Genomic DNA, 24,379 nt, shown 5'->3' on the forward strand with positions numbered 1-24,379 from the left:
ACACCTACTGATAAAGTAGCAGGCTAGACTTTTTACTAGCAATGAAAAATTCCCAAAAATCACTACACCAAACAGGAATCAGGACAATCCAATGGCTATCGACCTTACGCGGTCTATCGGCTAGTGGGTGGACACTTGCAGTTATCGCTTTAGCATTGCCGATCGCCATACCAGTCATCAGTGTCTTATCCAGTATCTTTTTTGAAGCTAAAGATACATGGCAACATTTAACCGATACAGTTTTAACCCGTTATATAGTCAACTCTTTATTGTTAATGATCGGCGTAGGCTTTGGTGTTGTCGCGATTGGCGTAGGATGTGCGTGGCTAGTAACAATGTGTCGCTTTCGGGCGAGTCGCGTATTTGAATGGGCATTACTCTTACCCTTAGCTGCTCCAGCTTATGTCTTAGCTTATACTTATACAGACTTTTTAGAATTTTCCGGCCCAGTTCAAACTGCTTTGCGTTATATTTTTGGCTGGAGTTATGGAGACTATTGGTTTCCTAACGTGCGCTCGCTCCCTGGAGCAATCTTAATGCTAATATTAGTTTTATATCCCTACGTCTACCTATTAACAAGAGTCGCATTTTTGGAGCAATCCACTTGTACCCTAGAAGCTAGTAGAATACTGGGCTGTAGTCCTTGGCGGAGTTTTATTACAGTTGCATTACCAATGGCAAGACCTGCAATTGTAGCAGGTTTAGCACTGGCTTTGATGGAAACTCTCAACGATTATGGGACTGTTCAGTATTTTGGAATTGATACATTCACCACAGGTATTTATCGGACTTGGTTTGGTATGGGAGAACGAATTGCAGCCAATCAATTAGCTGCCCTGTTATTATTATTTGTTCTAGGTCTAATTTTACTAGAACGCTGGTCCCGCAGTCGGACTAAATATTATCAAGCTAGCAGCCGCTATCGCCAACTACAAACTTATCAACTTAAAGGAATTAGGGAAATCTTAGCCGTAATTGCTTGTTTGATGCCGCTATTTTTTGGTTTTTTATTGCCCGCAGGTCTTTTAGTCCAGTTGACATTAGCTAACTGGCAACTCACTTTAGATGAACGTTTTTGGATCTTTGCCCGTCATAGTTTAATTTTGGCCACCCTGACAGCAATTTTGGCCGTTATTATTGCCTTGATTATGGCTTATGGTTTACGGTTATATCCTAATTTAGGAGTGCAGTTAGGAACGAGAGTTGCGGCAATGGGCTATGCTGTACCTGGTTCCGTGATTGCAGTAGGGATTATGGTTCCCATTGGAAAATTTGACAATCTATTTGATAGTTGGATGCGCCAGCAATTCGGGATTTCTACAGGCTTGTTGTTAAGCGGTACGATCGCAGCTTTGGTATTTGCCTATATAGTTCGCTTCCTAGCTGTTTCTTTAAATGCGGTGGAGTCAAGTTTGAGCAAAATCAAGCCTAATTTAGATGATGCGGCAAGAAGTTTGGGTTATAGTCCGATGCAAACTTTGGTTACAGTTCATACACCAATGATGACTGGAGGTTTACTAACTGCCATGATGTTAGTATTCGTTGATGTGATGAAAGAGTTACCTGCTACTATAATTATTAGACCTTTTAACTTTGATACTTTGGCGGTGCGAACTTATCAACTTGCCTCAGATGAGCGATTGGCCGAAGCTTCGGGCCCAGCATTGGCTATTGTTTTAGTGGGGATGTTACCGGTAATTTTATTGAGTTGGAAAATTGCCCGATCGCGCAAGTGTTCAACTGAGTTAACGGTTAACAGTTAAAGGTTAAATTATCCCTTTACAAATCAAGATGATTAATAAAAATTCACCAATCTTTACCCGTACTACTGTCACAATCTCCTTCTTACTACTTACTTTTTTTGTCACCTTGGGATGTCAAAAACAGGTGGCAAGCCCCCTCGAAACATTACAAAAAACTAAGCAATGTCCAGGATGTGACCTGACTGATACCAAGTTAAGTGACATTGATTTAACCAGCGCTAATCTCAATGGTGCTAAATTGGAAGGTGCTGTGCTAGAAAAGGTCAAACTTAATGAAGCCTTACTCGATAGTGTCAATCTCAAAGGTGCAAATTTAAAAGGTGCTTCTCTGGAAAAAGCAGGTTTATTTTCTGCTGATCTCACAAATGCTGATTTGAGTAAGGCAAATCTTAAGGGGGCTTTTTTGCGAGGGGCAAAACTGAATAATGCCAATCTTAGTAATGCCGATTTAAGTGAAACTGACTTAAATAGTGCTGATTTGACAGGGGCAAACCTGACAGGGGCAAACCTGACAGGGGCTATAATGCCGGATGGTAAAATTAAAAATTAAAGTTGATTCGATTCGGCGGTTTCAACCGCCGAATAACAAAGAGTAGCTTCTTTTTCAAAAAGCCTCTATTTCCATCCTGCCCGATCGGCAATCTTTAAAGCTTCGGGGTTATTTTTCCCAAACACATCAGGGTTGAGAGGGTCAGATTTGAATGTACCAAAACTGGCAACCACAGGATCGATCCCCACACCTGAAATCACAGGGTATTCATAATTACCCCTAGCAAAAATTTGTTGCGCTTCGCGACTGGCTAAGTGTTCCAAGAATTTGATCGCGCCTGCTTTGTTACGCGAGGTTTTGACTACACCGGCACCACAAATATTGACGTGAGTACCTCGATCGCGCTGGTTGGGGAAAAATACACCTACTTTCGCAGCGATCGCCTGTTCTTTTGGATCTTTCGATTTCATTAAGCGAGCTACATAATAGGTATTAACAAGGGCAATATCGCCTACCCCATCAGCAACAGCCTTGATTTGCGCCGTATCATTTCCTTCTGGAGGACGTGCAAAATTAGCCACCAATCCTCGCGCCCAAGCTTCTGTTTTTTGAGGTCCATGAACCGCTAGCATGGCCCCAACAAGAGACTGATTATAGATATTAGTGGACGATCGCACTAAAATTTTGCCTTTCCACCGAGGTTCTGTCAGCGCTTCATAGGTTGACAATTGGGCAGGGTTCACCTTGCTTTTGTTATAAACAATCACCCGTGCCCGGCGCGATAGACCAAACCAGAAACCTTGAGGATCTCGCAAACTTGCTGGAATTGCCGATGTCAGGACTGTTGAAGACACGGGTTGCAGAATACCTGCTTGTTTTGCCCGCCACAAACGCCCACCATCCACCGTGATGAAAACATCAGCGGGGCTATTTGCACCTTCACTTTTAATCCGTTCAATGAGTTGGTCAGCATCGGCTTCAACGAGGTTAACCTTGAGCCCAGTTTTTTTGGTGAAGCTTTGGTACAACTCATTATCAGTGTCGTAGTGACGTGCTGAATAAAGGTTGAGAGTGCCGGTTTGGGCTGCGACAGGGGCTTTTTTGCTTAGTTCCCCCAGTGCCACGACAGCCATTGCTGTACCGCTGGCAAGAAAAATACGCCGAGAAATGCTCATTGTTCTATAATGATAGATTTTTTCATCTGGTAATTGACACGATGGTACATCTACAGCCATCTACAGTCATTGTTTTACTATATTAATGCAAGTAATTCTTATTTGATTATCAAAAGCGTAAGTATTTTAGGGCTGACGCACCCGTGGTCAGAAATCCGGTCTCGATTTCGCTCAACCGGCAGTTTTTTCCCGAAAAGACTTTGTGGTAGCCCGCAGATTAGGTAAAAAATGGGCTTTGCACAATTTGAGGATGATTATTACAGGGTGTCCCGCCTCCTGTGAAAATACACGCCTTCGGGTTCTTGGGCCCATCCCACAAAAAAATCAAAATTATGCCGCTATTGTGCAACATCAAAAAATTTGCTTATGAATGTTTTGATTCGTCCAGAACTGTATTTATGACAAAGATTTTTGCAGATTAGGTATCACAACACTTGTTGGCAACAGACATCTCCAAAAACTCCCAAGCCCTCTCCCCCATAGTTTTCTGACTGTCTGCCTTTTTAGGACAGACAGTAGCTTTTACTAATTGCCAGTGACAACAACCTCCAGAAGTTTTATTAAATTTAGCCGATCGGTAAATTTAAAAACATTCCTTAAACAACCTCGCACTCAAAAAAAAGCAACAGCCATCTCCCAAGCGATTCGCGTCAACACCATGTATCAACTGCCGGAATTCTCGACCAGATTCAACGGCCACCAAGACGCGGGCTAGCTGTACACACCCTACAGTTAGTAACTTCTACACTGCTAGCCCTACTGATTATTTATGTCGAATTAGCTCGTAAATTTCCACATAGTCTTTAGCTGGATATTTCCACGAATTGTCACAATTCATGCCTTGAAGCATGAGTTTTTCAAATTCATCATGATAGTCATACCACAATCCGATCGCCCGATCGAGCGCCGACTCCAAAGCGGCGTAGTCGGTTTGATAAAACACGTAACCGTTGCGTTCTTCTGGGAGGTGGCGGGTGTCGTAATCTCGATCGAACACAGTATTCACCAAACCGCCAACTCCCCGCACCACAGGAACAGTACCGTACCTCAACCCAATCATCTGAGTCAGCCCGCAGGGTTCGTAATTACTGGGAACCACAATTATATCCCCACCCGCATAAATTAAGTGCGACAGTTCCTCATTAAAACCTAGTTCTAAATGGCAGTCTGGATTGTCATTTAAAAAGTATTTTTCGTGCTGGAAATGAGCGTTAATTCCCGCTTCCGTCGCGGAACCCAAAAGCACGAATTGCGCTCCCTTACTCAGAGAGTAATAAATTGCATGGTGGACGAGATGAACGCCTTTTTGGTCGTCCAAACGACCGATAAAGGTAATAATAGGCTTGTCAGCATCGCGCAGTAACAGCCGATCGCGCAAAGCTTTTTTAGTTTTGGCTTTTCCTGCCAAATCATCCTTAGTGTAGTGGTGCGGAATGTAGCTATCGCTTTCGGGATTCCACACATCATAATCAATCCCGTTGAGCACCCCGCGAAACTTCTCTTGATACAAGTGCAAAGTGTGCCCCAAACCGTAGCCAAACTCGCCGAGGTGAGCTTCCCAAGCGTGGTGTGGCGAAACGGTGGTGACAAAGTTCGAGTAAACAATACCACCTTTCATAAAGTTGATAGCAAAAGGGTTAAAGTTATCTCGGAGGCGATCGTAATCAAAATAATAATCCGGTCTGTGCAAACCCGTTGCTTGCAAAATATCGCTACCTCCCATGCCTTGATGTTTAAAATTGTGAATGGTATAGCAGACTCGCTGATATTCCATCCAATTGTATTTGTATATTTCAAACAGCAGGACTGGAACCAAACCAGTTTGCCAATCGTGACAGTGAATCACATCGGGACGCTTGTTGCTTCTGAGCAAAAATTCCAAAGCGGCTTTGCTGAAAAATGCAAACCGCATATTGTCGTCATTGCACCCGTAATAACAGCCGCGATTAAAAAAGTTATCTTGAGAGCGAGGTTCGATGAAAAAACACAACTGCCCGTGCACCCAGCCGCACAAGACATCACAGAGGATTTCGCCGCCGTACCAGGGCACAGCCAAATCCCGGTAGGCCTCGTGAAGTCCCCAAATGTGGTCGTACCTCATGCAGTCGTACTTGGGTAGAATAATCTCAACGCAGTGACCGGAATTCTGCAACTCCCGACTCAAACCGTAAACTACGTCGCCCAAACCCCCTGCTTTAATGACGGGGGCGCACTCCGAGGCAATTTGTACTATGTACATTTTTTTTCTCGCTCCTGGATGAATCAAAAAAATATTTTCTTAACTTGACAAAGTATATGATTTCTAGGCAGATAAGCAAGTCGGCCATTGGGAATACAGGGAAATACGCACAGCTAGGGGATGTTAGGGCAGATTCGGGCGATCGGTGATATCGTTTCCGCTCAGATCTAAATTATTTAAACCGCAGAGAAGGCAGAGAACGTATCCGTGAGTTCAATCTAAAATCGATTTATTAACCCATTTGCTGGCATTTGTCAACTAAATATTTTTAAAATTTTTGCCTAATTTGCGCGAAATTTTCTCGCACGATGCTGATAACTGATTGGCACAGAGCACCTGTTCAACTGCCAAACATCAACAGGACTTACGCATTTAAGGGCAGTGTTACAAGGGTTTGAGATTCTTCGTTTCACTTGCCAATGACACAATTACCTGGAAATGCCTCCAGGACTAATCAAATCAGGAATTCTCTCTTGGAATTTAAACCAGCAAATGCCGTGTGCAGCATTCATCCAGAGACTCTTAAGGAGGCGCTCGCCGATGCCCGACACCAACGGTAAGGACAACAATTTAAACCAACAACTACAACAGCTAGTTGCTGAAGCCTGTTCGCATCCGCCTAAAAGCTTGATGCGGCGGGAAAAACTCAGCGAGATAGTGAGGCTGATTGTAAAATCCGGCAAACTTTGGCAAGAAGACACGCCTCATTACAACGATGCTTTACAGCAAACTTGGGTGTATTTTTGTCGCAATGTTTGCGAAGCGAACACCGCAAACAAACCTTACGATCGCAATCTGGGCAGCCTCATTACTTGGCTGGACAAATATCTCAAGATGCGGCTGAAAGACTTCACTATCGAACAAACGCAGGAAAAAGTTAGACGTGATTTACCGTTGATTTCAGAAGACTCAGCAGAAATTAACCCGATCGATAATATCGAAAACCCGCCGACTTATTCTGACAGTCCGCTAGCCATCCTAGAAGAGACAAAAAAATGGGTGCGGGCAGATCCGGAGGGGGAATTGAGAAGCGTTCACATCAAAGAACGCCCCGATGTCACTTGCCAAATCTTAATTTTGAGGCGTCTTCCCCCGGAGACTCCCTGGAAAAACATTGCTCTTGAATTTAACTTACCGCCGTCAACCGCCCCCAACTTTTATAAAAGAGAATGTCTGCCCCGCTTGCGAAATTTTGCCAAAAATCAAGGATATCTGGAATAAAGGCAAGACAAATCCTGTCCTAAAAAAAATCTGTCAAACAGGAAAACCGTGATGAATAACAGCACCGAAAATATCAGAGAAAAATCTATTACCCTGCCCATTACAGCCGCCGCCCTGCGGCTGGCACAGAAGTTTTCAAATCTTGACGGAGTGAGTTCCCCGGAAAAAAAAGAGCAAGTTTATTTCAACACTTTAGCTGTATGTGCAGTGAAAGATTACATGGAAATGATGGACATTCCCACAGACTTGAATGCCAGCGACAGTTGGAACGCAGCTATGCGCCTTTACACCGATGCTGCAGACTTGAAATTAACTAACCTAGGTCATTTGGAATGCCGGCCTCTGAAGTCTGGGAAATTTTGTTACATTCCGTTAGAAATACCGGACGATCGCATTGGTTTAGTAGCAGTTGAGATCGATACAAAGCGACAACAAGCTACTTTGCTGGGATTTATGAAAACTGCAAGCGCTGGCGATTTAGCTATTGATAAATTGCAAAGTTTCGACAAAATTCTCCAACATTTGGATTGTCTGCAACACCGCCAAAAAAAGGTAGCACTGCGCCAGTGGCTGCACAATATTTTTGAGGCTGGCTGGCAGTCTGTAGAAGATATTTTAGTGCCACAAGAACCTCATTTAGCTTTTCGTCGTTACAGCAGCGCAGTCGTGCGGGGCAAGATAATCAATCTGACAGCAGATATCTCGGAAAAAGCATCCGCAACCATCGATGGTTTTCAAGAAAAACCTAATTTATGGAGGGGTGTGAGAGAAGCAGCCCGATCGGTAGCTTTGCTGGTGGCGATCGAAGCAAAAACCGATACTGAAACTAATATTAAAGTACAGGTGCATCCCGCCGGCGGGGCAGACAGTTTGCCGCTCAATCTGACTCTGAAAGTCACCGACGGCGAGGGAAAAACTGTCATGGAAGCTTGCGCCGGCAGCGGTAACGGCTACATGACTCTAGAATTTGCCGCCGATTGCGGAGAATGTTTCAGCGTTGTGGTAAAACTGAAAGAACTCTGTATTGTAGAGAATTTTGTCGCCTAAAGCGGCTCGCTTGCCATAAGTTGTTCAGCATGGAAATTGAAACTTTCAGGCGGGCAGGATGCCCAGCCCACAAGAATTTAATCGCGCCGTGACTGTAAAATTTAGATGCGCCTGGGCTTATCAGTTGTTAGCCATGCCGAAATTAGTTGTTTTGAAGCTAGATGATAACTTGATAAAAGGGGTGCGAGTTTCTCTGGCAATCGGCGCGGAAGGAGATCTGCCCGCAGTGGAAATCCAAGGCTTCCTGCCTCCAAAACCAGAAATAGCGGAACACTACGGTCGCTGGCAGTCAACCTACCGCAGTTTGGGAGATTTCCGCATTAAGCCGATCGAAATTAGCATTATGGGCTCTCGTGCAGAACAGTTGTCCAAATGCCGCTTGTTGCGGGAACAGTTAAGCCAGCAAATCAATAGCTGGCTCAACTCCGAACCGTTTCGCAAAATCAAAGAAACATTGCTCGAACAATTAATGCCGTCGGACACGATTCGATTTTTAATTAAAACTGACGACATCGATTTGCGGCTGCTGCCTTGGTACTGTTGGGATATTTTGGAGCGCTACCCGAAAGCCGAAATTGCTTTGAGTCCCCCAACTTCTAAAAAACCTGCGATCGCCAACAGAAATCCCGCTAAAGGCAGTGTAAAAATTTTAGCAATTTTGGGGAACAGTCAAAAAATTGATATTGAGCAAGATCGAATTATACTTGCAGGATTGCCCTCCGCAGAAGTTACTTTTTTAGTAGAACCAAGTCGCCGCCAAATAGGCGAGCATCTTTGGGAAAAAAGCTGGGATATCTTATTTTTTGCCGGACACAGTTCCACCCGCAGCGACGGCCGATCGGGTAAATTTTATATCAATCAAACCGAGAGTTTAACAGTAGAAGAACTGACACACGGTTTCAAGCTAGCGGTTAGCAGCGGCTTGCAGTTGGCGATTTTGAATTCCTGCAATGGATTGGGAATAGGACGACAGCTTGAAGATTTGGGCATCCCGCAAACGATCGTAATGCGGGAACCGGTGTGCGATCGAACTGCCCAAGATTTTTTAAAGTATTTTCTCCAAGCTTTTTGCAGCGGGGAATCTTTGTATGTGGCAGTGCGCCTCGCGAGGCAAAGATTGGCAGAATTAGGGTCAGAAATTCCCGGTGCGGATTGGCTGCCGATCATTTGTCAAAATCCAACTGCCAAGCCGCCAACTTGGCAAGAGTTGCTGCACAAACCCGATCCGGAAACTGTCAGCAATCCGCCACCTTTATCTCGGCTGCGCCGCTTTCAGATCGGGCTGTTGGCGATCGCAACTGCTGCTGTTTCTGTCATGGGAGCGCGATCGCTGGGCTTGCTCCAGATATGGGAATTGCAAGCTTTTGACCAAGTGATGCGGCTGCGTCCTGCTGAAAGCTCAGACTCTCGTTTGCTGGTGGTGGAAGCGACGGAAACGGACATCAACAAATACGGCTTTCCGCTACCGGATGCGACGATCGCAAAAGCAGTGGGAAAATTGGCACAGTATGGGGCGCAAACGATCGCCCTGGATATCTTCCGCGATCGCCCTTTAGGGCCCGGTTATACAGCATTAGCGGCTCGCTTTCAGGGCGATCGGAGTTTGATTGGTTTGTGCAGCGTCAAAGAAACCGGCAAACCCAACAAATGCGGCATCAAACCGCCGCCCGCACTGCCAAAAGAGCGCCTCGGGTTCAGCGATGTGGTGGCAGATGCCGACGGCATTCTCCGCCGCCACTTGCTGTTTATGCAGCCGCACAGCAGCGATCCTTGTACTACAGAGCACTCTTTGAGTGCGAGGGCTGCCCTTCATTACCTAGCAGCAAAAGGCATCCAACCGGAAACTCTTCCCAGAGATAAGATAAGGCTGGGCAATGCAGTTTTTGCACCGATTCACGGCAGTACAGGCGCTTATCAAAACTTGGACGATCGCGGTTTTCAAATGATGCTCAATTACCGAGCGCCTCGCAATTTCGTTCGCCGAGTCATGCTAGCCGAACTATTAGAAGAAAAAGTCAATCCCAATTTGATAAAAGACAGAATTATCTTTATTGGCGTGACGGCACCGATTTCCAATCCTGATTATTTTTTGACGCCTTACAGTGCGGGAGAATCGCCTTCGGAGAAAATGCCGGGGGTGTTAATTCAAGCGCAAATGTCGAGTCAAATTATCAGCGCTGCTTTGGATGGGCGCCCGCTGCTGCAAATTGCACCTGAATGGGCCCAAATGCTGTGGATTGTGGGTTGGGCAGGAGTTGGTAGCGCGATCGCGATTGTCAGCCGACGCAGGCTGCACGCGGTGTCGGGGGCGATCGCATCTGGGGGGATTTTGTGCGGGGTTTGCTGGTTTTTGCTAATCGAGGGCTGGTGGGTGCCTTTGGTACCCTCAGCTTTGGCAATGGTAGCAGGGGGTTTAATTGCGATCGTTTTTACTTTTCGGCCGAAATGACAATATCATATCAAATCAAATCAGTTAGCATCGGAATAGTAAATTCGAGTTCAGTGTTGACTGTTGACTGTTCACGGCGTCAACAGTCAACATCATTCCGGTGTAACCGGAAAGGATATTATTTTATGCCCAAATGCTTGACGCTCCCCAGGCTATTCAATTAGAAACTAAGTAGGTAAGCAAGATTAAACCGAATAATATAACACTATGTAAATAGGTTTAAGTTAGCCAGTAGAAAGCATTTGGAGACTTTGCCCTCGTTTACATAGGGGCGTTTTTTGGCACCGACTTACTTACAAGAGATTTTGGTGAAAAACCCGGTTTCTGCGTAAATCCGCAACCTTGAGAAATCGGGTCGATCGCGAGGGAGCATCTCATATTTGTAAAAACACTTCTTCTGGCTCCTTCCTTCTGACTCTTTCCTCCTAGCTCCTGGCTCCCAAATCCAATTTCTAGCTTGGTGGCAAAAGTGAGATACTCCCGATCGCGAGCGGCTATTTTTGGTTATTTGTGCTGGTGCAGATAGTTGTTAATCGCTTTAGCGATTTTTGCTTGCTGGTATAGGTTCATCGTGCGGGGTAGGGAGATGCGAGAGCCTCCACAAACTAACAGTCTAACTTCGTACCAAATGTCACGATCCCGATCTTTTGTTCGATCGACTTCCACGCCATAAATTTCGCCCAGAGAGTATTCCGTTACTTTACGTGCCAACAAACCCCGCTGTTTAACAGTCAAGGTGTTTAAAGTTTCATCGAAGCTGTAAGTTTCATTATTTCTCAAGACGATCGCTGCGATTCCTGCGAGCAAAAATATGCCTCCTGTCCATCCCAACCAGCGATCGTCTTGGCTTAAGCGCAGCAAGCGATCTTTGGCATTTTTAACAAAAAAATTGATGTCAGAAGCCACAGCGTCTTGGGTTCCCCAATTAGTGGAGTTAGCAGTGAAAGGAACATTGCCAACAGAAGTCAAAAGTACAACTCTGGTTTTATAGCCGCATCTTTCAACTTTAGCTCCCTGCAAAGAAGCAAGCTCAATTTCTTTGATGTTCGACCCCAGTAAATTCGATCGCACAATCTGGCAATTTCCTTGTTTTGCTTGCAATCGCTGGCAGCTCAGGGTTGCTGCATGATAGTCAAAAGTCAGCGATATCAGTCCAACTGCCATGAATAAACAACTAGGGAGCCAAAAATCAAATATGCTTTGAGTCTGAATTATTAATTCACTTGCTGTTTGCTGGATTATTTTCATTTATCTCATCCTTTTATTCCAAAAATGAGGCTAAGTAGGTAGGCGCTATAAAACACAATTATGTAAACGATTGTAAAGTATCCAAATGCCGTAAGCGTGGCTAAGTTAGCCCTGTTTACATACAGTTACATAGCTGTGTTTAATCCCGCTTACCTACTTACCTTGTTATTGCGATCGATCGGAGCGAAAGTGTAACCGTATCCCTGAGTAGTTTGAATAAAATTCGGAACAGCCGAATCGACTTTAGCCAGTTTCCTGCGAATCAGACGGATATACACGTCAACCACTTGCTCGTCTCGTGCGTCATTGCATTTCCATCCCCAAACTTTTTCGATTAGCTGTTGGCGGCTCCAAGCTTTACCTGGATAAGTTGCCAAAAAATACAAGAGTTGAAATTCTAAGGCCGTCAAAGCTAAAGTTTTCTCTTTCAATCTCACCTCCCTACTCATTAAATCTATCGCTAGTTCACCGAAGACAAGATTGCGCGGACTGACGGTTTTCATCTCACTCAACAAAATTTCTATTTTAAGTGCCAAGTCCTCAAGAATGAATGGTTGGCAGATAAAATCATCAATGCCTGCTTTTATGATTTTAATTCGAGCTTCTTCGCCTGTACTGCTGAAAATCACGAGTAAAAAAACATTCTTCCGTTTCTGCATTTCTTCGCAAAGTTTAACGCCGATATTATCGGGCAAATTCCCATCCAAAATTACGAGGATTGGGTTGAATTCCTCAAAGATTTCTAAAGCTGTTTTTGCGTCTGCAGCAGATTGTACTTGATATGTCTCATTCAGATAGCCGCCGATGCAACTACGGACGGGGGCGTCATTGTCTACAACCAGAATTTTGGAATGTGGATCGGTAGATATCGTCATAATTTTTGGCTCTATTGTTAATGGTTCACACTTTAGAAAATCGAGTAAGTATGCTGTCTTTTAATTAGACTCTCGATTCTCTATAAGGCGTGTTTTCTTTACTCGTAGATGCCCCCTTAGCTTGCCCTACTCAACCCCTACTCCCTTTAAAAAGGGGATTAGGGGTGGGACAATAGCGAATTAACTGGTTCGCGCGCTCTACCTAGGAACCAGTCATAATTATGATGATTGTTCAATTACCAACTACCCTGTCCCTGCGAGCGATCGGAGCGAAAGTGTAACCGTATCCTCGAACAGTTTGAATAAAACTCGGAACAGCGGCATCGACTTTAGCCATTTTCCTGCGAATTTGCCCGATATGCACGTCCACCACTCGCTCTTCTGATCCATAATTGGATTTCCACCCCCAAACTTTTTCGATTAGCTGTTGGCGGCTGCAAGCTTTACCTGAATGAGTTGCCAAAAAACACAATATTTCAAATTCTAAAGCTGTTAGCGTTAGAATTTGCTCCTTGAATCTCACCTCCCTACTCACTAAATTGATCGCTAATTGGCCGAAGACAAGGTTGGGCGGGTTGACGGATCTCGACCGCCTCAACAAGACTTCTACTCTAACTGCTAATTCTTCAAGAGAGAACGGTTTGCACATAAAATCATCGGCACCTGCTTTCATGATTTTAATTCGATCTTCTTGGGAGGTGCGGCTGCTGAGAATCGCGACTAAAACATTAGTCTGCTTCTGCATTTCTTGGCAAAGTTTATAGCCGCTAATATCGGGTAAATTCCAATCCAAAATCGCCAGGACTGGGTTAAATTCTTCAAAAATTTCGAGAGCAGTTTGACCGTCGGCGGCAAATTGTACTTGATATGTCTGGTTGAGAAAGCGGTAGATGAGAGTGCGGATAGAATCGTCATCCTCTACAACTAGAATTTTTGCTTTTTGATCGGCAGATATTGTCATAATTTTTGACTTTATTGTTAAGGGTGCAAAGTTAGGAAAGCGAGCAGGTGTATGAAAACAGCCTTTATTGTTTAGTCCGCTAGCAGTGGACTAAAGTTTGTGCAGTAGGGGCAATCCCCCCGTGGTTGCCCGGATTTCAATCGCAAGCATGACTTTTATAAAGAAATTAAATCGACACATGACTTATCGCTCCTGGCGCGATCGAGTTTCTGTGGAGCTTTCAGCGAAAAAACTAATTTTTTCGCTGTTTTGGCAATTTTTTACAAAATTTAATCAATTATGTTTCGCCGATCAGTGTGAAAGCCGCCCAATCTCTGGGATTTGGATGCTGCTGCATTGTCTCCAGCATGGCGTTTCGCAGGGCTTGAGCTTTGTTGCCCGTTCGATCGAGATTTTGATAAAATTTCACCATCAAATCGGCTGTAGGAGCATCCGGCACCGCCCACAAAGACACAATGACACTGGGCGTACCAGCCGAAATTAAAGCGCGAGACAAACCGATAACGCCGTCGCCGGTAATCCGCCCCATGCCGGTATTGCAGGCGCTCAAAACTACTAAATCCGCGTTGAGGTGCAGGTTCAAAATTTCCTCAGCAGTCAGCAAACCGCTATCGGTGCGATCGGGTGCAAGGGCGATCGCGCTGCCGAGCCCGCGAATGTTATCGAGCAATCCGTGGGTGGCAAAATGGACGATGCGGGCGTTTGGCAAGCGCTGAAGTACGGCAGCTTTGGTAGCGGATTTGCCAGTCAGGGCTTGAGTTTGGAACAATTGGGCGATCGCGTTAGCTTCGGTTTCTGAATGTGGCAAAGCAGATAACTGCTGCGGAGGTTTTCCCCTTACCAGAGCAACTTCGGGCATAGTCGGATTTCCTACTATTAGAATGTCCCAAGCTAAATCGGAAATCTCTTGCCGTTTTTGGCGGGTTAATTCCAGAATTTGAATCGAAGGAGCAGTCAGAATAGTATGTTTTTTAATTAAGAATTTCCCCGCACCATCTTGCAATGCCGGAAAGGGAACGAAAAACAGTTCACCTTGAGGAATAAAGATAATCCTGGCTTGTGGATCTGTCGGCAACAAATCAGCAATCGGTTCGATTAGCAGTTGATGGAGTTTTTGCAAGCGCGGGTGATTGGTGAGGCTTGATTGCACTTTTGCTGTTACATCAGTTACAGGTCGGGGAATAGTCAATCCTGCGGGCCAAGAGGATTGCCACAGCGAGAGAATGCTGTGTGTTTCATCAACAGATATGACTTGCCAAGGTTCCCAGTTAGGAGCATCGTCGTGGAGTTTAACTAAATCGCCTGGGCTAATTTTTAGAGTGGGATTGAAGTCGCGATTCCTGATGCCGATCGCCTCGCGAGAGTCGGAAACCAAGCCTTTGAGCGGAGTATGTTGATAGTTGAGATCAACTTGGCGAAATGCAATTTCGCCCGTCGGCTGAATTACCCAAATAAAAAGTTCTTCTAAAAAAGAAATAGAATATTCGACAAAAGTTGCATTTTGTGCTTGAGCGATTTGTTTAATTTGCTCGATCGTAGGCGGCTTAATATTGGGTATCGCATCTGAATTAGCAGATAACCGAGCAGTCAGTAACTCCACAAAAGCCCGCGCCCGCCCCCGCTCCGAAATTTCCAGCGCCTGTTCTGTTTTTGACTGGGCGATCAGGGCTTTTTCCAGGTGGCGGTAAGTTGCGGCTTGGGTTTCAAAAATAGATACTTTAAAGTTATCGTTTTTGCCCAATCTTCCCCGAAGTGATTCCCAAATTTGAATCGCATTGCGGAGGACTGTTTCAGCTTCTGTAAACTGTCCAGAGTCAAAGAAAGCAAGCCCTAAATTGTTGAGAGTTGCCCCTTCTGACGCCTCGCCGAGCCATCGCGCGAATTCTAAACTCTTCTGGCTGTATTCGATCGCCCGCTGGCACTGCCCCAAACACCGGTAAGCATTGCCCAGATTTCGCCAGGAAGTCGCTTGCCCATAGCGATCGCCGATTTCCTGCTGAATATCTAAACACTGCTGGTAGTATTCGATCGCCCGCAAGTAACTACCCAAATTACTGTAAGCATTGCCCAGAGTAACCAACGAATAGGCTTCCCCATAACGGTTGTTGATTTTCTGCGCCAGAGTCAGGGACTCTTGAGAGCATTCGATCGCCTGTTGATGTTGCCCTAGGGAAATGTATGTAAGACTCAAAGCGCTCAAGGAGTTCGCTTCTCTATGCTGAGAGTTGATTTTTCGCGCCATATCTAGGGATTGCTGCTGGCACTCGATCGCCCGCTGGTATTCGCCTAGGGAATAATATGCACTCCCCAAATCGCGCCAGGAACTAGCTTCTCCGTGAGGATTGCCGATTTCTCCCTGAATATTTAGGCATTGCTGGTGGCACTCAATTGCTTGCAAGTATTCCCCCAAAGCATCGTAAATATTGCCTAAAGCATTTAAAGAATCAGCTTCCCCACTGCGGTTGCCAATGCCTCGCTGAATATTTAGCGACTGCTGGTAATAGTCAATTGCTTGCGAGTATTCCCCCCGCAAACGGTAAAAATTGCCTAGATTGTTCAGAGAGTTCGCTTCTCCGTAGCGGTTGCCGGTGTCTCTATAAATATTTAGCGACTGCTGATAGTATGCGAGCGTCTGCGAGTATAGGTCCAGGGAACTTTTAGCACTATCTAAGAAGGAAGGTTTGTAGACGGGTCGGTGCCTTTCTACAATTCTCCTAATTTTATAAGGTGCGTACTTGAGTTTGGGTTCTCTGATCCTACTTCGGATTCCACTAGATCGATCAGTTACTATAATCTCCTTACTAACAGGAAACTGAATCGATCTGTAAATCGACAGCACATCTGCTGCCGATAGCGCATATTTGTAAAGCCGAACATCTCCTATATTGCCCTGAAAGGTGTCCCCAAAATCGTCTGATTGGCCACCAATCGTTAAGGGGATACTATTGCTGATAGAACCCTGTTGATATGTTGGGTTGAACCGGAAACCTACTTCCTTGCCATCGACATACCAGCGCCCTCCATCCACTCGATCGCGATCCACAACAACCGCAACGTGATGCCATTCGCTATCGTTAACAACTGGCAAAGACGGAAGATCTTTTTCTTGTCGGTCGTCATAATAGTTTACCGAAATCCTCCCATCTGCTATTTGAAGGTTAATTCTGCCTCTATCAATAAAGAAAGACCAGCCCCGCAAAGGGCCGGAGTTTTTAATCCGCTGATCGATAATCTGGACAATACGGCAAGGGTCGTAGTTTTTAATCCGCGGATTCATAGTATCGAAATCTTCCGTGCGAATCCACGCACAAATAGAAAAGTCTTCTTTGCCTATCTCCAGTAAAGGAGTGACTGGGAAAGTAACGCAACCTCCACTCAGCAGCAAACTTTCCTGCGGCCCGTTTGTGATAGTTCCATCGGTATGATGTGTTAGGGACTCTTTGTAGACATGGATATAGGATTCCGAATCCGTCCAATACTCAACATCACGGCGAACGCTGCCAATTAGGCGTGCCGGAGGCACGGCGGTTTCATTCTCACGAAAATCAGGCTTTTGTAGGGGCGGTGCCCCCGTGCCCGCCCCCACCCACAGACGATTGCACAGGTGTTTCAGATATGGGGGCAACCACGGGGGGATTGCCCCTCGCGAGAATGAAACCGCCCTGCGTGCCGGAGGGAGTTCGGGGCGATCCCTCCTCAAGTTGCCTGCTTCAAATGACCAATGGGCGATCGGTTCTGTATTGAAAGTGTTATAGACGCTTAATATTGAGTGTTTCATGGCTTAGTTGACTTAATTTTTGTGGAACAGGCATCTTGCCTGTTCCTGATGGGCAGGCTAAGAAAAAGGCCACAAAAAAACTTACTCTTTGTGGAACAGGCATCTTGCGTGTTACGGTGGTGAAACTATCCCGTGCAAGCGCACAAACGGATGCTGCAATAAAGCCTCCCAGTCAGCATCCAAAGTCGCCAGAGAAGATATTTTCTCAAATCCAGATAGCTCTGCTAGCGCTTCATACCGCAAGTCATTTTCAGCATAAATTAGCAGCCTCTCCTCTAAAGTAGCTGCCTGTAATTGGCTCAACAGTTTGCCGCGCAGTGCAACTAATTCTGTGAGAGTTTCGTACCACAAACCATGTTTAGCAAACAGCAAAACGCGCTGCCTCAGCGATGCTGTTTCTAGCTGAACCAAAATTTCTGGTTTCATTGCCACCCGCTCAACCCACCCGTGGCGGGAGATATTCCCGCACAAAAAGCACCACTGATACTTCTTGCCAGTTTCCAGAGGAGGTGAATTTTGCGGCAAGGAAAAACTCGCAATTCCCGCTGCTTTTTTTAGCTCAAAAACTGTTCGGAAAACTTCCTCTCGCTGTTCGTCCCGCAGCACAAACTCAAAGGAAATGTCATCAGGCAATGAAGCCGGCAAGTACAGCCAAAAAGTCGGATGTGCGATCGCTGTCAACCCTAAATTTGTAGCCGGAATCAAAGCTAAAAAGTTGTGAGGATCGCGGCTGCCTGCGTCTTTGCGATCGCCCGGTGCTCCTCGCGCGGGCGGATCGTATGCCAGTACCTGTGGCCGCAAATTCGGTTCCCCCGATGAATCAGCGAGCATCGCTGCCAATCCAGGTTGAACCATTGTTAGGGCAACAAGCACATTAAGCGTCGCCTGCTGTAGGAGCAGTTTTGTTACATTCATAAAATATCCGCCAAGTAGAGGTGTAAAATCTCAGTTCGCTCCAACTGCACCCTGAAAATAATCTTGCCAGATTTTTTATGCTAGCGTCTATAGTTTCGCGGAATTTTTTTAGTATATTTGCCTAATAAAATTCCGCGATCTATGCTCCAGCAACCTCTACCTTAAAAGTGAAACAACTCAACCCAAACCCATAGCATCATTTTCACATACTAATAATTTACCTTTCCCCTGATAATACCAAACATAACCCTCTCCACCGCCTTTGCCAAAATGACCTAATTTTCGATAATCTTCTTCAATCCCCTTGGTAAATCCTTTTACTAAATCGCAATCAGCTATCAAAATTTCACCTTGTTTGAGTTCGACAATCTTAGCAGGTGAATTGGTAGCTGCTACAACAGTAGCTTTTTGCTCCCGCAAAGCTGTAACAGCAATTCTCCACCTACCGTCATTAGAAGCAGCCACTTGTCGGAATTTCAGTTTTTTAGCACCGATAACTACATTGTCCGAACAAAACTGAAATATACCGTCATCAAACTCCCACTGCTGGGCATCCGAAATGTCGATCGGCGTATAATGCAGGAAATGGCCTTTTTGTCTCGGTTCCAGTTTCACAGTACCAGTACCTTGATATACGGGAGCGTTGTAGTCCATTTCCGTTGTCAAAGATACCCACATATCTTTCAAACGGTTATCCGTTTTATAAACACCGGAAGTTAATTTCCCCATACACCAATGCAGCGCACCTTTTTGAATGATAACTCCCGAATTGTTCAAGTTAATTTCTACTTGCTGAACCAACGGAATATTCTTAGTAGGATGGTAAAACTTATTGGTTTCAGGATTGATGTTATTTTGGATGTACCACAAATCCGTTGGTTCCAAAACCTTGATTTCGTATTTCATAATTTACCTCGCCTATTTACGTGAAATGTGTTAAACATTTGACCCGTGATTGGGAGATTCAGCGATTCCGGACTTATCCTGTGAAATTTATCTTTTGCAGACTTCCTCTGCTACTGTTAAAGTATCTAGCTATTTTAGCAATAGCAGACAGCGCCCCTCCACAATTGTTGAGAAAAATTTATGCCTGCGATCGCACAATCTCCCAATTTACCGATTTTACAAGAAATCAACTCAGGATTGCCCAATATTTGCGGCTCCGAAGCAGAAATTAATGCCGCAGCCAATAGCAACGAACCAATCTTTCTACCTACCACAAATCTGCGCCTGGAAAATATTCAAGCCGGATTCGCCTGCGCCCTGCATATGCACCAACCCACAATTCCTGCCGGTGCAAACGGCGAACTAATCTGCAATCTCCAGCATATGTTTGAACATCCCAACCAAGGAGATAACCACAATGCCGGAGTCTTTGCTTGGTGCTATTCCCGCATGGGAGAATTCATCCCACAACTGATTGCTGAAGGCTGCAACCCGCGAATTATGCTCGACTATTCGGGCAACTTATTGTGGGGATTGCGCCAAATGGGGCGGGACGATATCTTTGATAATCTCAAGCGGATTACCTGCGATCCTCAATATCAAACTCACGTAGAATGGCTGGGGACAATGTGGAGTCACGCCGTCATTCCCTCAACTCCCATTCCCGACATCAAACTTCAAATTCAAGCATGGCAACATCATTTTGCGGCAATTTTTGGCTTGGATGCCCTGAAGCGCGTTAAAGGTTTTTCGCCCCCAGAAATGCACTTTCCCAATCATCCAGATACACTGTACGAATACATCAAAGCTTTGAAAGAATGCGGCTACCGCTGGCTGATGGTGCAGGAACATTCTGTAGAAAATCCCGACGGTTCGGGATTGGCGCAAGACCAAAAATATATACCCAATCGTTTAGTTGCCCGCAATTCTCACGGTGAAACAATCAGCATCACGGCTTTGATTAAAACCCAAGGTTCGGATACGAAATTGGTGGGTCAAATGCAGCCGTATTACGAAGCAAAAGGACGCAATAAACAGCAAATTGGCAATGTCACAATTCCTTCTTTAGTTACTCAAATTGCCGACGGCGAAAATGGCGGCGTCATGATGAATGAATTTCCCAGCGCCTTTGTCAAAGCTTGGCACGAAAACCGCGAACAAGGCGGGGGAAAATCCGGTGTTGTTGGTTTAAACGGCACTGAATATTTGGAGATAATTGAGGCGGCGGGCGTTAATCCTGATGATTATCCTGTTTGTCAGGGGATTAACCAGCACAAAATCTGGCACCTAGTCGATCCAGATAGTGCAACACCGGAAAAAGTCGAAAGTGCGATCACCCAACTCAAGCAAACCGACCATAATTTTCACATGGACGGTGCTTCTTGGACTAACGATTTGAGTTGGGTGAAAGGTTACGAAAATGTCTTGGAACCGATGAATCTACTCAGCGCTGCATTTCACAAAAAATACGACCCGCTGGTGCAGCAAGATGCGACCGTTACCAAGCAGTTTGAATACCAGCAAGCTTTGCTTTACAACTTGCTGCTACAAACAAGCTGTTTCCGCTATTGGGGACAGGGAACTTGGACTGATTACGCGCGCGAACTTTACAACCGCGGCGCTGCTTTAATGAAGTAGGAGAATTTATTGTAGGGTGCCCCGGAAACAAACTGTTTGAGCCTCCTCAAATATCAGCGCTGACGCACCCTACATCTAGAAAACTTTATTGATAAAGAGAGGACTAAAGTCCTCATTACAAACACCGACTTACCAATTACTGTCTACATTTCCTGCATTAACCGCAAATAGTTTTGCCGCATTTGCGTCATATTTTCCATCATTCTATTAGCCATATCTTTCTCAACATCGCTCATTTGTTGCCAAAATAAAGCCGATCGCCTCGCCATAATTGCTTCTTCCCACAGCATCTCCAAAAGTTGCGCCGCCATTGGGTTTTCAGCATCTATAATCCCACACAATTGCTGGAAAGCCCGGTTGGCTTCGGTGTGACTACCAACATCCTGAGCCAGTGTCAGGCATTTTTTGAGTTGTACGATCGGATTTTCAGAAGAGTAAGCCATAATTTCACTGAGATAAGCGACAAAATTTACACTGATACCTTTGAGATTACTAGAGTTGTGACACAGCCGTAGAGTTCCCTACATACCAGCGCCAAGGCAAATCCATTCCTTGAGAAATCCCGATCCGCGTAGTTTGCACAAAATTTATTGTACCCTCCTCCACAGCTTGCTGAAAGTGCTCGCTCCGGTGTTCCAACCGCAGCGGTTGGCCTGCACCCAAGGGAAAACCGCTTAAAGTTCGATCGATATCCAGCACCTTACACAGTTTCCCAGGCCCGGCGGCGAGGCGCGATCGCTTCTTCTCAGGAATTGCAGCTAATTCTTGGGGAAGCACATCTACCTGCAACGCTCGAATCAGCACAGCACTGGCAACTCCCTCTACATCCGTCACAACATTAAAACAGTGATACATCCCGTAGATTAAGTAAACGTAGCTCATACCCGCAGGCCCGAACATCACCTCATTGCGAGAAGTGCGCTGTCGGTAAGCGTGACAAGCGGGATCTCCTGGGCCGTAAGCTTCGGTTTCGACAATCATTCCCCTAATTGTCTCGCCGTCCGGAAATTGCCGCACCAGAGTACAGCCCAGCAAATCTGGCGCTACGCTGGTAGATGGCCGCGCCAGCCAAAAAGATTCTACAATCTGAGTATTTGCACTCACTCAACAACAGCAGGTAAATTATGGACGTTAAGTTAGTTTTAGCAGTCTTGACAGCAGTTTTCACGGTTTGCTGTCTGTTCTTCGGCACAAAAAACGGGTTCTACGATACTGACAAGTATCACGGCAACGGTTCTGCTCACTAATTTTAGGCGTGCAGTTAGTTGCTTAAAAAACCGCTGCCTGTTTGTCAGGCGGCGGTTTTCTTTCAATTTAATAGATATAAACATTATTTGCTAGTCTTACTAAGGATGAGTTGTGCCATTTGGCATTTGAGCTTATTGCAAGCTAGCATTCGAGAAGTCAGCGCATCCCATGAGGTTGAAACGCATTGTCGCTCCTCTATCCGTTGCTTTCATTTTGAAACCAACTACTGAATTTTCTGGGTTATTCTGTTGTGGAACAGCGGTGACATTAAAATCCATATTTGCTTCTTTTTCATTAGCCTCAAGGTTGAAAGTGATGCCGGCACAGCCCAAATCAGCTCCCGTGAGGTTGGCTCTATTTAAATTGGCATTTTTGAGGTTGGCATTAGCCAATTTTGCTCCTGATAAGTTAGCACCTTCTAGGTTAGCTCCCTGCAAGTTGACTCCTTGCAAGTCTAATCCTTTTAGGTTGGCATTGCTGAAATTACATTCGGTACACTGTTTGGTTTGCAGCAATTCCTTGACTTGGTTTTGTTGATTTGAAAAAGTTAGATATTTGACCGCAGTAAATACAACTGCGATGGACAATCCAGCAGTAAATAAATTCTTTAATTTCATAAATATCCGAAAAGCTTTGGGGGCTTTCTCTGGCTGTTAATAGATTTCTACAATAGTGCGATCGACCTCTCCAGAATTCCCACGAAAAAATTGCAGGCATCTCTGACAAGCCGTCCGGCACAATTAAACACCGCCAAACTTAAACCTCCCGCCTCCTTTCCCTCCCCAGTGCTGCTTTGAGCTTCGCACTCGTCCCGTCCGTCTGCTTAGCAGTCCACAAACCGAATTTATTTTTACCAGAAGGCGCGCATTTGCATATACCTCCAGACTGAAATAAAAGAAACTTTATTTATATCCCTAGAATGAGTAAATCATCGAGAGATTGCACCATGATTAAATAGAAACGCAATACCGTACCTGCGCTGTTGATAAATTCTCAGCAACTACTTTGGTCAAAATTGCTTCGAGAAATTAATTTACTCTAAAAACTGTTAGCAGCAGCTCAGGTTCCTCAACCTCGCCAGAACACGTCCTACCTATCATCCCGACAATTCGGAGCGGCAATGAACACAATCAAACCCGAACCTCAAAGATCGCGCTTCGTGGCTCTGCTGCTGACAACGCTGCTGACCTTTCCCTTTGTGAGTGCTTGCGGTTCTAGCGAGCGAACTTACGCTCCTCCGCCTCCTGTTGACGATACTCGCGCTGGAGGAGTGCAAACTAATCGCGGCTCCGCTCCTTCCCCACAAGCGAAAAAAGGACTGAGCAATGCTCAAAAAGTAGGGATTACTTTAGCAGGAGCAGCGGCCCTTTACTACCTCTACAACCAGCATAAAAACAAGCAACAACAGGGGCCGCAGGGAAAATATTACCTTTCCAAAAACGGTCGCGTTTACTACCGCGATGCCCAGAATCGCGCTCACTGGGTAACGCCCCCGCCTGGAGGAATTAAAGTTCCGGAGTCCGAGGCAATGCGTTACCGGGAATTCCAAGGCTACAACAACCAAAATACCGGTCGAGACCTTACTAGCTTGCCGGAAGCTACAGCTCCTGTTCCGGCACAGTAGCCTAACGATTTGAGCTTTTAGATTACCGATGGGAGATTTTTAATTAAATCTGGGATTCCCAATCTAAAACACCAGTTTTTCACCACATAAAAAAGAGGAACTTTATCATGGTAGACGGATTTTTTCGGAAGTTAAAAGATGCGATCGTCGGGCCCGACAGCGAGCAAGTCGATCCTGACGGTAATTACCAAGATCCCTCAAATCCCGGACAGTATGGCAATGCGCGTCCGGCCAGCGAAGACCCCTACGGCGACCCCGCAGACTACGGAGAGTACGGCGACGTGAGTCCGGCCAGCGAAGACCCCTACGGCGACCCCGCAGACTACGCCGGTACAGACTACGGACAGTTCGGTAACGTGAGTCCGGCCAGCGAAGACCCCTACGGCGACCCCGCAGACTACGTAGCGGATGCTGGAATGTTCGGCAATGTCATCCCCGCGAGCGAAGACCCCTACGGCGACCCAGCGGATGAGGAAGGGTTTAGTTAAGTCAGTTAGCTAGAAAAATTACCTGGTAAGCAACAGCACCCCTGCGGGGGTGTTTTTTTGTGGCCAAATACCATGAGTGAGCCAAAGATGAGCGGCAAAGGGAACTCTTGAGGGGATAGATAATCTGAAACCCTTAACGGACAAGAGAATTGTTAAACGGAGAGGGTGGGATTTGAACCCACGGAACCTTGCGGTTCACCTGATTTCAAGTCAGGCGCATTCGACCACTCTGCCACCTCTCCGGGCGAATTCATTTTATCATACCAGCAATTGTC

General features: G+C 45.7%; 20 protein-coding genes and 1 tRNA gene. 9 read left to right on the plus strand and 12 right to left on the minus strand.

What is annotated here, in order from left to right; genetic code table 11:
• Positions 1–41: 41 nt before the first annotated feature.
• A complete protein-coding gene (locus QUA53_RS07455) occupies positions 42–1,763 on the plus strand; it encodes an iron ABC transporter permease (protein WP_333095922.1) in 1,722 nt (573 codons plus the stop codon).
• A gap of 28 nt (positions 1,764–1,791) precedes the next feature.
• Positions 1,792–2,313, plus strand: a complete 522-nt coding sequence (locus QUA53_RS07460; RefSeq protein ID WP_333095921.1) for a pentapeptide repeat-containing protein — start codon at positions 1,792–1,794, stop codon at positions 2,311–2,313.
• Between the two features lie 65 nt (positions 2,314–2,378).
• Here the strand turns inward: QUA53_RS07460 and QUA53_RS07465 are convergent, their stop codons facing one another.
• Both QUA53_RS07465 and glgA read right to left on the minus strand, forming a co-directional pair.
• Entirely contained in the window at positions 2,379–3,428 is a 1,050-nt protein-coding gene (locus QUA53_RS07465; RefSeq protein ID WP_333095920.1) for a Fe(3+) ABC transporter substrate-binding protein, read from the minus strand.
• Between the two features lie 763 nt (positions 3,429–4,191).
• A complete protein-coding gene (gene glgA, locus QUA53_RS07470; RefSeq protein ID WP_333095918.1) occupies positions 4,192–5,667 on the minus strand; it encodes a glycogen synthase GlgA in 1,476 nt (491 codons plus the stop codon).
• 438 nt (positions 5,668–6,105) lie between these two features.
• Here glgA and QUA53_RS07475 point away from each other — a divergent pair, with 438 nt between their 5' ends.
• Genes QUA53_RS07475 through QUA53_RS07485 form a run of 3 tightly spaced genes read left to right on the plus strand, consistent with a single transcriptional unit; the run spans position 6,106 to position 10,384 of the window.
• The gene (locus QUA53_RS07475) at positions 6,106–6,888 is read left to right on the plus strand and encodes a sigma-70 family RNA polymerase sigma factor (protein WP_333221136.1); all 783 of its coding nucleotides are present in this window, start codon (positions 6,106–6,108) and stop codon (positions 6,886–6,888) included.
• Positions 6,889–6,939: 51 nt separating this feature from the next.
• Complete coding sequence (locus QUA53_RS07480; protein ID WP_333095916.1) at positions 6,940–7,935, plus strand: DUF1822 family protein; 996 nt, start codon at positions 6,940–6,942, stop codon at positions 7,933–7,935.
• Positions 7,936–7,993: 58 nt separating this feature from the next.
• The gene (locus QUA53_RS07485) at positions 7,994–10,384 is read left to right on the plus strand and encodes a CHASE2 domain-containing protein (RefSeq protein WP_333095915.1); all 2,391 of its coding nucleotides are present in this window, start codon (positions 7,994–7,996) and stop codon (positions 10,382–10,384) included.
• Between the two features lie 504 nt (positions 10,385–10,888).
• On the opposite strand, the gene QUA53_RS07490 is transcribed toward QUA53_RS07485, so the two are convergent.
• From QUA53_RS07490 to QUA53_RS07515, 6 genes are all read right to left on the minus strand, one after another.
• A complete protein-coding gene (locus tag QUA53_RS07490) occupies positions 10,889–11,632 on the minus strand; it encodes a hypothetical protein (protein ID WP_333095914.1) in 744 nt (247 codons plus the stop codon).
• 149 nt (positions 11,633–11,781) lie between these two features.
• Positions 11,782–12,507 carry a response regulator transcription factor gene (locus QUA53_RS07495; RefSeq protein ID WP_333095913.1) on the minus strand — a complete coding sequence of 242 codons (726 nt, stop codon included), beginning with the start codon at positions 12,505–12,507 and terminating at the stop codon, positions 11,782–11,784.
• A 232-nt stretch (positions 12,508–12,739) separates the two neighbouring features.
• Positions 12,740–13,468 carry a response regulator transcription factor gene (locus QUA53_RS07500; protein ID WP_333095912.1) on the minus strand — a complete coding sequence of 243 codons (729 nt, stop codon included), beginning with the start codon at positions 13,466–13,468 and terminating at the stop codon, positions 12,740–12,742.
• A 277-nt stretch (positions 13,469–13,745) separates the two neighbouring features.
• A complete protein-coding gene (locus QUA53_RS07505; RefSeq protein WP_333095911.1) occupies positions 13,746–17,246 on the minus strand; it encodes a CHAT domain-containing protein in 3,501 nt (1,166 codons plus the stop codon).
• 111 nt (positions 17,247–17,357) lie between these two features.
• Positions 17,358–18,161, minus strand: a complete 804-nt coding sequence (locus tag QUA53_RS07510) for a DUF928 domain-containing protein (RefSeq protein ID WP_333095910.1) — start codon at positions 18,159–18,161, stop codon at positions 17,358–17,360.
• Positions 18,162–18,338: 177 nt separating this feature from the next.
• The gene (locus QUA53_RS07515) at positions 18,339–19,067 is read right to left on the minus strand and encodes an AIM24 family protein (RefSeq protein ID WP_333095909.1); all 729 of its coding nucleotides are present in this window, start codon (positions 19,065–19,067) and stop codon (positions 18,339–18,341) included.
• Between the two features lie 180 nt (positions 19,068–19,247).
• Between QUA53_RS07515 and QUA53_RS07520 the strand changes: the two genes are divergently transcribed.
• The gene (locus QUA53_RS07520) at positions 19,248–20,744 is read left to right on the plus strand and encodes a glycosyl hydrolase family 57 (protein WP_333095908.1); all 1,497 of its coding nucleotides are present in this window, start codon (positions 19,248–19,250) and stop codon (positions 20,742–20,744) included.
• A 143-nt stretch (positions 20,745–20,887) separates the two neighbouring features.
• Here QUA53_RS07520 and QUA53_RS07525 read toward each other — a convergent pair whose 3' ends face one another.
• Together QUA53_RS07525 and QUA53_RS07530 are read right to left on the minus strand one after the other, a co-directional pair.
• Positions 20,888–21,187, minus strand: a complete 300-nt coding sequence (locus QUA53_RS07525) for a hypothetical protein (protein WP_333050161.1) — start codon at positions 21,185–21,187, stop codon at positions 20,888–20,890.
• A gap of 49 nt (positions 21,188–21,236) precedes the next feature.
• Positions 21,237–21,848: a DNA-3-methyladenine glycosylase gene (locus tag QUA53_RS07530; RefSeq protein WP_333095907.1), complete on the minus strand. Its 612-nt coding sequence runs from the start codon at positions 21,846–21,848 to the stop codon at positions 21,237–21,239.
• 20 nt (positions 21,849–21,868) lie between these two features.
• On the opposite strand from QUA53_RS07530, the gene QUA53_RS07535 reads away from it, so the two are divergent.
• Positions 21,869–21,991, plus strand: coding sequence for a hypothetical protein (locus QUA53_RS07535; RefSeq protein ID WP_006633228.1), 123 nt, complete (start codon positions 21,869–21,871; stop codon positions 21,989–21,991).
• 132 nt (positions 21,992–22,123) lie between these two features.
• Here QUA53_RS07535 and QUA53_RS07540 read toward each other — a convergent pair whose 3' ends face one another.
• On the minus strand, positions 22,124–22,609 hold the full coding sequence (locus QUA53_RS07540; RefSeq protein ID WP_333095906.1) for a pentapeptide repeat-containing protein: 486 nt from the start codon (positions 22,607–22,609) through the stop codon (positions 22,124–22,126).
• Between the two features lie 503 nt (positions 22,610–23,112).
• Here QUA53_RS07540 and QUA53_RS07545 point away from each other — a divergent pair.
• Positions 23,113–23,616, plus strand: a complete 504-nt coding sequence (locus tag QUA53_RS07545) for a hypothetical protein (protein WP_333095905.1) — start codon at positions 23,113–23,115, stop codon at positions 23,614–23,616.
• Positions 23,617–23,723: 107 nt separating this feature from the next.
• Positions 23,724–24,104 carry a translation initiation factor gene (locus tag QUA53_RS07550; RefSeq protein ID WP_333095904.1) on the plus strand — a complete coding sequence of 127 codons (381 nt, stop codon included), beginning with the start codon at positions 23,724–23,726 and terminating at the stop codon, positions 24,102–24,104.
• Between the two features lie 157 nt (positions 24,105–24,261).
• On the opposite strand, the gene QUA53_RS07555 is transcribed toward QUA53_RS07550, so the two are convergent.
• Positions 24,262–24,346, minus strand: a tRNA-Ser gene (locus QUA53_RS07555).
• Between the last annotated feature and the right edge of the window lie 33 nt (positions 24,347–24,379).

The sequence above is a fragment of the Microcoleus sp. Pol12B3 genome (assembly GCF_036701355.1).
Classification (GTDB): domain Bacteria; phylum Cyanobacteriota; class Cyanobacteriia; order Cyanobacteriales; family Microcoleaceae; genus Microcoleus.